Here is a 7,844-nt window from a genome sequence, read left to right on the forward strand (position 1 = left end):
CGCGACCGCCTCGGCCCGGAACTCCGGCGGGTAGTGCTTCATCACCATCTGAACGGGACTCCTGTCCACCCGGATCGTCAGGATCCAAGTGTGTCTGGTGTCCAACATCCAGGGTCAAGTCCCGTCACCGAACACGGAGACGTGGAACTCCCGCAACAGGACCTGCAGCAAGGGGGAGACCGACCGGTGCAGCACCACGTCGAACTCGCCGACCCGCACCAGCGGAAGATCGCTGTCAATCCGCCGGGAAGTCCAGGGAGTGCCACTGGAGGAGATGCCGCCGCCCTGAACAGCCAGACGGTCAGCCGATCACCTTGCTGAGCGTGTCGGTGTGAGCCGGCTGTGCGCGGGCGTTGATCGCCGGTGTGGTGTGGCCTGGACAGCCTGAGGACTCCACCCCGACGCCTGCCGAGCGGCGTGCGGGCATGCTGTCGACTGCGGGCATACATTCAGCTGAGACCGGACACGGAGGATTGGGCAGATGACCGAGGTAGTGGACCGGGATGAGGCCATCGGGCGTGCCCTCGCTCTCCTGAAGCAGGCATTCGGCGATGACCTGCGCGCTCCGCGTGCCGGTGAGATCGTCATACGGGAGCAGTTGGTGGCCGAGCACGACAACGCCTGGGCCGTCCCCTTCAACAGCAGGCGGTTCCTGGAAGCACAGGATCCAGGTTCCGCGATGCTGCCCAGCCTGATCGTCGTGCCCAAGGACGACCACCCAGCCCACTACGCGCCCACCGCCATGCCGGTCGCCGAGTATCTCTCTTCCGTGGCGACCGGTACGCGGCGGTGGTCCCGCCCTCCGCCCTCCACGCCCGGCTCCTGAGCCTGTGCCGCTCGAAAAGTCATCGCCGCTGGTCGAGCCACGCTGCCAGCGAGTCGAGAGCATCTCCGGGTGATCGTGTCCCTGCTGTGCCAGGTGACACGGAAGCCACGGTCCGTCCCATCGGTGCTGCTTCGCAGCGAGGCGGCGAAGGACACCGAACTGCTCGTGCTGCGCCACGAGAACGCGGTCATTCGGCGGCGACTTGCGGCCCCGATCCGCTGCTAGCCCGTAGACCGGTTCCGGTTCGCCGCCCTGTCCAAACTGGTGGATCGTCGGCGTTGGCGGGCCGTCTCTCTCCCCCCGTCACTCCAGGCAACTTGATCAGCGTGTGCAGGCCGTCCCGGCGGCGCTCCACCGCGAGCGTCAACCCGAATGCCCCCGGCTGCCGCCCGCCGAATCATCGACACCAGCAGGATGTCCAAGTGCTTCCCAGAAGCCGGTTGAGCAGGGTGGCGGGAGTGATGGGGAAGACGTTCCGCCATTGCGAGCGATATATCAGCCTGGATAGGACGGCGAACCAGAACCGGTCCGCGGATTCGTCGCGGACCGGGCCGGCGAACTGTCGGCGAAGCACCGCGTTCTCGTGCCGCAGCACGAGAAGCTCCGCGTCCTTCGCCACCTCGCTGCGAAGCAGCACCGACGGGACGGACAGTAGCTTCCGGGTCACCTTGTACAGCAGGGACACGATCACCAGAGCATGCTCTCAAGCAGGCGGTCTCCGCTGCCCTACCAGCGACGATGACTTTTCGAGCGGCACAGCCGACAACTTCCGGTTTCTGATCCGCGGCCGGGCCGGCCGGTTCACCGTCTCGTTCGACGCCCTCCTCGGCGATGCCGGTGTCCAAGTCGTGAAGATCCCCACCACGCTGCCCACAGGCGAACTGCTACGCCGAAAGGTTCGTCGGCACCGTCAGACGCGAGGCCACCGACCGACTGCTCATCATCAACGAACGCCACCTGCGATCAGTGCTGGACCAGTACGTCTCCCACTACGACCACCGCCGACCCCACCGAGCACGACAACTCACGCCACCACGACCGGACCACCCGACCCCACAGCCGAGCCACACCTCGATACGTCGCAGACCCGTCCTCGGCGGTCTGATCAACGAGTACGGACCCGCAGCGGCTTGACGCAGGTCAGAGCCTTGTGACTGGCTTTTGACACCTCACAGGCCAACGGCTCTACCAAATCATCGACAACTTCTCCCGCACCGCCACCCCGACGTCTTCACGTGGACCGCCGGCAATGACGTCGTGCATGTGAGCGGCCCCGCCGTTCGTTGGTCTCCGGAGGCGCGCGGATTACCCGCGCGACGATCCACCAAAGGGTGATCTACATCACAGCAAGCGGCGACTTCGTCAGCGACTGACTACAGTGAGTGACTGTAACGATCATCACGGATGACCGTCTGCCGGGGGGATCTGGTGCGCAACTCGCGTCTGCTGACGCTGTTGCCGGCCGTGGGGCTGCTGTTCGCGCTGCTCGGCGTGCTGCACCGAGAAGAACCGGCGCCCGCTGCCTTCGCGGTCGTTCCGGCGGTGGTGGCCGCCGAGGCCTACGACCAGGAATCCGCTGACCTGTCCGTCGCCGGTTGGTTCTCCCAAACCCCGGTCGACCTGACGCGCGTCTCCCGGCGCGTCGGGGCTCTCGTCGGCGGCGCCGTGCGGATTCCGGTCGTGGTGGTGCTGGCGTTCGGCCTCGCGCTCGCCTGCTGGAGAGCCAAGAGAACCTTGGCCTCGGCGCGCAGGGCGGCCGAGTGGCTGCGGGCGCACCGCTCGCCTGTCGCATTGCAGACATTGCTGCACTGATCGTTCCGCGCGCGGGATACCACTCCGCCCCTCATCCGGCCGATCCCTTTTCCGACAACGCGGCCAAACAACGGACAGACCAAACAACGGACAATTGAATAATGAATGACGGACGACACCAACGAGGCGAATATGGCATTCCAGCACCTCGTGGCGCACGCCCGTGCCCACCGGGACCGAATTTCCGAGGCCCAGCGGCGAGCGCTCGCCGAGGGTCAGCAGCCCCTTGCCCTGTTCATCACCTGCTCTGATTCGCGAATCGTTCCCGCGCGGATCACCGGTGCAGAACCCGGCCAGCTCTTCGAGCTGCGCACCGCCGGTCACATCGTTCCCCCGTACACCTCGATCCGCCCGGCGGCGGAGACCGCGACCATCGAGTACGCGGTCGAGGTGCTCGGTGTCCCCGACATCGTGGTCTGCGGGCACTCGCACTGCGGGGCCGTCGGCGCCCTGTGCTCGCGAGACGGTCTGGACGAGCTTCCGGCACTGCGCAATTGGCTGGCCGAAGCCACTCCCGTTCCAGCGCCGCGCGAAGGCGATCCGGCGCGGAAGGCGGAGGCGCAACGGCACGTGCTCAACCAGTTGCGCACCCTGGCCGACTACCCGTTCGTCCGCAAGCGGCTGGAGCGCGGTGAGCTGCGGCTCCACGGCTGGCTGTACGAGATCGACACCGGTGAGGTCCTTTTCTGCCCCGATGTCGATCCGACCGGTTCCGACCTGTCGTTCCAGCGCCTGTAACGGATCTCCAGGGGGTTCGACGTGATGACCATGACCGAGCGGGCGGAAGAGCAGCCCGCCCGCCATCGCCAACCGCGATGGCGCAAGCAGGACATCGCCGCCGACTTCGGGCCTCCTGCAGATCGTGCTGGGCCTGCTCCGGCTGGGTGAGTGGTTCCGCGCCATCTCGCCTTCGGTCGTGCAGGGGATGCTGGCCGGTATCGGCCTGGTGCTGTTGCTCAGCCAGATCTACCCGATGACCGGGGCGGCGCAACCGGAGACCACCGCGGACAAGGTGCTGGGCCTGCCCAACCTGGTGACAGACGCCCTCACCCAGCCGGCGGCAATGCTTGTCGGGCTGCTGACGATCGCCATCATCCTGGGCTGGCAGCGGATGCCGGCAAAGGTCCGCCTGGTTCCCGGCGCCCTGATCGCGGTGGTACTGGCGTCGGCGGTGACCGCACTGGTGGGTCTGCCGGTGGCGACCGTCGAGGTCGGTGGCCTCACCTCCGTCCTCGGTGGACTCGGCGGTCACGACTGGGGCCTGCTCACCGATCCCGCGGTGCTCGGTTCGGTGCTGACCTTCGCCCTCGTGGCCTCTGCGGAAAGCCTGTTCAGTGCCGCGGCTGTCGACCGGATGCACGACGGCCCACCCACCCGCTACAACACCGAGCTCGTCGCTCAAGGCGTCGGCAACACGGTGTCCGGCGTTCTCGGCGCGCTGCCCATGACGGCTGTCATCGTGCGCAGCGCGGCGAACGTTCAGGCCGGGGCACGGACCAGGGCCTCGCGCGTGATGCACGGGGGTGTGGCTGCTGGTGTTCGCCGTGCTCCTGCCCGGGTTGCTCGCCCTGGTGCCGCCGGCGGCGCTCGCGGCGCTGCTCATGCACGCCGGTTGGAAGCTGTTGGAGATCCCGCGACTGATCGCCCTGGCCAGGACGAACCGGCCGGAGGCCGCGGTGGTGCTGATCACGGCGGGCACCATTGCCGCCGTGGACCTGCTGGTCGGCGTGCTCGTCGGGCTTGGCGTGGCGATCACGAAGACCGCGTGGGACGTGTCGCACTTGTCGGTGAGCACCACGTCCACCGCGGAGGGAGTCCACGTCATGCTGCGCGGCACCGCCACCTTCCTCCGCCTGCCTCGGCTGCTGCAACTGCTGCGGTCGGTGCCTTCCGCGCCGCGGATCGAACTCGATCTGACAGGGCTGAGGCACCTCGACCAGGCCTGCCTCCAGGCGGTCGAGCAATGGGCGAGCGAGCGGCGGCGCGACGCGGGCCGAGTGCACGTGATGCTGCCCATCCGAGCGAGCTGACCGGTTCACCGCCGCAGCGTGGCGCCGGGGTGATTTCGGAGCCCCGGCGCCACGCTGTCGGCACGTCTCGTCGGATGCCGGGTGGTTGGCCGTCCGCCGCACCTGATCGTGGCGTCAGCGGATGTGCGCGCGCTTGCGATCACGCTTACCGGCGATCACCGTGGTGCCGTCACGGGTCCGACAGTCGCACGAGAAGCCCGCACCGGCGTGCGCCGTGCCTGCGTCGGGTGTCACCGATCGCCTTCCGTCTCCCGCCGGGCCGGAACGAGTCAGACGAGTCGGACTTCGGCCCAGACCGTCTTGCAGTCGCCGCGGGGTCGGTGTCCCCAGTTGACCGACAGCCGGTTGACCATGAGCAGGCCGCGACCGTGCGCCGGGGTGTCGAGCCGCCCCAGGACCGGCAGCAGGCTCGGGCTGCCGTCGTCGACCTCGACCCGGAGCAGACCGCGGTCGGGCAACCGGCGCAGCCGCAGCCGTCGTGGCGCGAGCGCGTGCCGGTAGGCGTTGCCGACCAGTTGCGCGGCGACCACCTGGACGTCGACCAGCCGGTCGCCGCCGGTTCCCCGAAGAGTGCCGGCAACCAGTCTCAGCAGCTCGCCCGGGGTGGGAGGGGTCTCGGGCAGGTCGAGGTCGACCTCGTCCCAGGGGAGATCGACAGAGCTCATGGCCCACCCTCCAGCGCCCTGTGGTTTCGAGGCACCCGCCCTCGGTGCGGCGTCCGCGACCCTACAGCTACGACGCCCGTCCGCTCCGCGATCGGGTGATGCGGTCCCGATCCGGACTGCGCAGCCACACCACGGCCAAGGCGGGCGCGACCAGCAAGCAGATCCACGCGGTCCACCACGCCCATGTCACCGACTCCGTCACCGCCAGGAACGCGTTCGCCAGACCGGCAGCCGACAACCCTGCCACCGACAAGACCGTGAGCAGGCTCGCGGGTGTTCCGCCATCGTCTCGCCCCAACACCTCCCCTACCTCCTTCCCGGTGCCCCGCTGTATCGCACGCACCCACACCGGGTTACCAGAGCCGCGATTTGCCGGAGGACACCGCCGCCGCGGTCACCCAGCCGTCCACGACTCGCTTGTGCAGACCCCTGGTTGAGACCGACCTCGACCACCGTGCGGGGAGCTGTCGAGAACCGGCCTGGATCCGGACGGGCAAACCGAGCCGACGAGCGGCCCGAGCGCCCGGCCGGGGGCGCTCGGACATCGGCGACGACGGGCCGGTCGGGCATGCGTCCGGATGTACCGGTCCGGGTGACGGCCGGGTCGTGTGGGCTCGCGGGAGTACGGTGCCGGCGGCAGTATCGAGGGTATGAAACCGGCTGGTCGTGGTACGGGCGGGTCGTGATCCGGGTTCCGGTCGCCGTCCCGATGCTCATCGAGCGCGGCAGCATCGCGCTGGTGTTGCTGGTGCCGCCCGTCGAGGCGCTGCCGCCCGTCGACGGCGGCCCCTATCACGCCACGACCGCGCGGTGGCAGATCGACGCCGCCGGCTGCGACCAGGTCGATCTGGTGATCACCTGGCACGCCACGCCCGGCGGCCGTGACCACACCATCCGGCTGGCGTGGGACCTGGGCGATCCCGACCACCGCGCGCCCCTGGCCGAGCTGACGCGACAGGCCACGCGGGGCGCGGAGGTGCACGTCGTGATGTACGAGACCGAATACGATCGACTCGACGGCGCGGCGGCCTGGCTCGCGAGCACCCCCACCGCCGTCGACCGTGCCGTGGCCCTGGCCGAACTGGACTGCCGCACACTCACGCGCCGCGACCTACCGCCGGGCTGACTCCGCCCGCCGCCGTGCGCCGCAGCGGCGACTCTCATCCACCGGCGAGCGGCATCAGTCGGGCGATCGGGACGTGCCGTTGCTCTCGGTCAGGCAGGCGACATTGCCGTCGGCGTAGGCATTGAACGCCTGGTGTTGTGGTCCCGGACGTCGAGGGCGGGCCCGACGCACGCGACGGCCGCAGGTCGACCTGCTGGGGCTCTGCGCCACCGCGACACTCCCTACCGTCACAGGTCGAGCATCAGCGGTTCAGTCCGCGGCGTTGGCGAGTTCGGCGATCGTGCGGCGCCGGTCGCCCAGGTCGGAGAGCAACTCGTCGATCAGCTCGAGGGCCGCCACCGGCTCGCCCTTGCTGATGTGGAAGACGATGGCATTGGCGGTCGCCGTGACGGCGGTGGGCCAGGCCGCCCACGCTCGCGGTTCGGCGGCCGAGGGACCTCTGGTATCCGGATCCGGCATGAGGATTCCTTTCGGAGCAGCCCGGCGACGCACGGCAGTTCGACGAAACCGGTCGCCGTCCAGGTCTCCGGACCAGAGCGGACGGTCGGCGCCCGGTTCATCCGGCACCGCGGCTCCTTGTGACGTGCATGCATGCGGCGATGGCGAGCGCGAGGATGCCCGCGAAGATCAGTGTGAAGGTGACCGTCGTCGCGCCCAAGGCGGTGAGGAACACGCCGAGCAGACCGCTCGCGAGCGAACCGGCTTTCCACCGGCGGGTCTTCGGCGAGGTCGAACCGCCTAGGAGCATTGCGGCGAGAGCGGGATCGGACGCCATGAGCTGCTGTTCGATCTCGTCGAGTCTTCGCTGTTCGTGACGACTGAGCATCGGATGCTCCAGTGGCCTCGGGTGTTCCCGAACGACCGTAGTACCCGGCTCGTGCCCGGGCAAACGACAAGGCCGGCGTTTACCGCGCTGCCGCCGTGGGCCGCCGCCGTGGGTCATCCGCCGAAGAGGAGAGACCCGATGGCCCGCTGCGAGGTGTGCGTCAACGACTACGAGACGACCTTCGAGATCCACGCCCAGGGAAGCGGCGCACCCTCGAGTGCGCGATCCAGCGCATGGCACCGGTCTGGCGAACACTGTGCTGGGTCGCCGGCCGGGCCGCCGCCCCGTCTCCACCCGCGAGTGCTCTCCGACATCGCCGAGACCTCCGTCTACGTCGGCGAGGGCTTCCGCGGGCGAGGTGTCGGCAGGTCGTTGCCGCCCAGACCGTGCTCTTCCCCGAGAACCGCGCCGGCACCGCCCTGCATCACGCTACCGGCTATCGCACCGTCGGTGTCCGCGAACGCATCGCCCGACACCGAGGCGAGACCGGTCGGTGTCGCCTGCTGCAGGCCGTGGCCCGTCACGGGCGGGGCCCGCGTGGTGGCCGGGGCGGGTACAT

At 69.1% G+C, this 7,844-nt stretch carries 11 protein-coding genes and 2 pseudogenes; 7 read left to right on the plus strand and 6 right to left on the minus strand.

Going from position 1 to position 7,844, the window contains the following annotated elements:
- Positions 1-481 precede the first annotated feature (481 nt).
- Complete coding sequence (locus tag FM051_RS49230; RefSeq protein WP_158854799.1) at positions 482-826, plus strand: YrhB domain-containing protein; 345 nt, start codon at positions 482-484, stop codon at positions 824-826.
- Between the two features lie 397 nt (positions 827-1,223).
- Here FM051_RS49230 and FM051_RS49240 read toward each other — a convergent pair whose 3' ends face one another.
- Entirely contained in the window at positions 1,224-1,517 is a 294-nt protein-coding gene (locus FM051_RS49240; protein WP_158854801.1) for an integrase, read from the minus strand.
- Positions 1,518-1,741: 224 nt separating this feature from the next.
- Here FM051_RS49240 and FM051_RS52935 point away from each other — a divergent pair.
- The 5 genes and pseudogenes from FM051_RS52935 to FM051_RS53575 form a co-directional block, all read left to right on the plus strand.
- Positions 1,742-1,960, plus strand: a pseudogene (locus FM051_RS52935) (integrase core domain-containing protein); the annotation flags it as partial.
- 270 nt (positions 1,961-2,230) lie between these two features.
- Positions 2,231-2,638, plus strand: a complete 408-nt coding sequence (locus tag FM051_RS49250) for a hypothetical protein (RefSeq protein ID WP_158854803.1) — start codon at positions 2,231-2,233, stop codon at positions 2,636-2,638.
- A gap of 132 nt (positions 2,639-2,770) precedes the next feature.
- Positions 2,771-3,376, plus strand: coding sequence for a carbonic anhydrase (locus tag FM051_RS49255; protein WP_158854805.1), 606 nt, complete (start codon positions 2,771-2,773; stop codon positions 3,374-3,376).
- 124 nt (positions 3,377-3,500) lie between these two features.
- Positions 3,501-4,094 (plus strand): annotated as a pseudogene (locus FM051_RS53570) (SulP family inorganic anion transporter); the annotation flags it as partial.
- Between the two features lie 67 nt (positions 4,095-4,161).
- Complete coding sequence (locus FM051_RS53575; protein ID WP_274383916.1) at positions 4,162-4,668, plus strand: SulP family inorganic anion transporter; 507 nt, start codon at positions 4,162-4,164, stop codon at positions 4,666-4,668.
- 269 nt (positions 4,669-4,937) lie between these two features.
- On the opposite strand, the gene FM051_RS49265 is transcribed toward FM051_RS53575, so the two are convergent.
- Together FM051_RS49265 and FM051_RS49270 are read right to left on the minus strand one after the other, a co-directional pair.
- Positions 4,938-5,333 (minus strand): ATP-binding protein, encoded by a 396-nt coding sequence (locus tag FM051_RS49265; protein WP_158854807.1) that lies wholly within the window; start codon positions 5,331-5,333, stop codon positions 4,938-4,940.
- 67 nt (positions 5,334-5,400) lie between these two features.
- On the minus strand, positions 5,401-5,580 hold the full coding sequence (locus FM051_RS49270) for a hypothetical protein (RefSeq protein WP_158854809.1): 180 nt from the start codon (positions 5,578-5,580) through the stop codon (positions 5,401-5,403).
- 435 nt (positions 5,581-6,015) lie between these two features.
- Between FM051_RS49270 and FM051_RS49275 the strand changes: the two genes are divergently transcribed.
- Entirely contained in the window at positions 6,016-6,459 is a 444-nt protein-coding gene (locus FM051_RS49275) for a hypothetical protein (RefSeq protein ID WP_158854811.1), read from the plus strand.
- Between the two features lie 249 nt (positions 6,460-6,708).
- On the opposite strand, the gene FM051_RS49280 is transcribed toward FM051_RS49275, so the two are convergent.
- From FM051_RS49280 to FM051_RS54415, 3 genes are all read right to left on the minus strand, one after another.
- Entirely contained in the window at positions 6,709-6,918 is a 210-nt protein-coding gene (locus FM051_RS49280; RefSeq protein ID WP_158854813.1) for a hypothetical protein, read from the minus strand.
- A 97-nt stretch (positions 6,919-7,015) separates the two neighbouring features.
- A complete protein-coding gene (locus tag FM051_RS49285) occupies positions 7,016-7,285 on the minus strand; it encodes a DUF3040 domain-containing protein (protein ID WP_158854815.1) in 270 nt (89 codons plus the stop codon).
- Between the two features lie 329 nt (positions 7,286-7,614).
- On the minus strand, positions 7,615-7,844 hold a 230-nt coding region (locus FM051_RS54415; protein WP_420803677.1), incomplete at its 5' end, for a hypothetical protein.

The sequence above is a fragment of the Saccharothrix deserti genome (genome assembly GCF_009769385.1).
Taxonomy (GTDB): Bacteria; Actinomycetota; Actinomycetes; order Mycobacteriales; family Pseudonocardiaceae; genus Actinosynnema; species Actinosynnema deserti.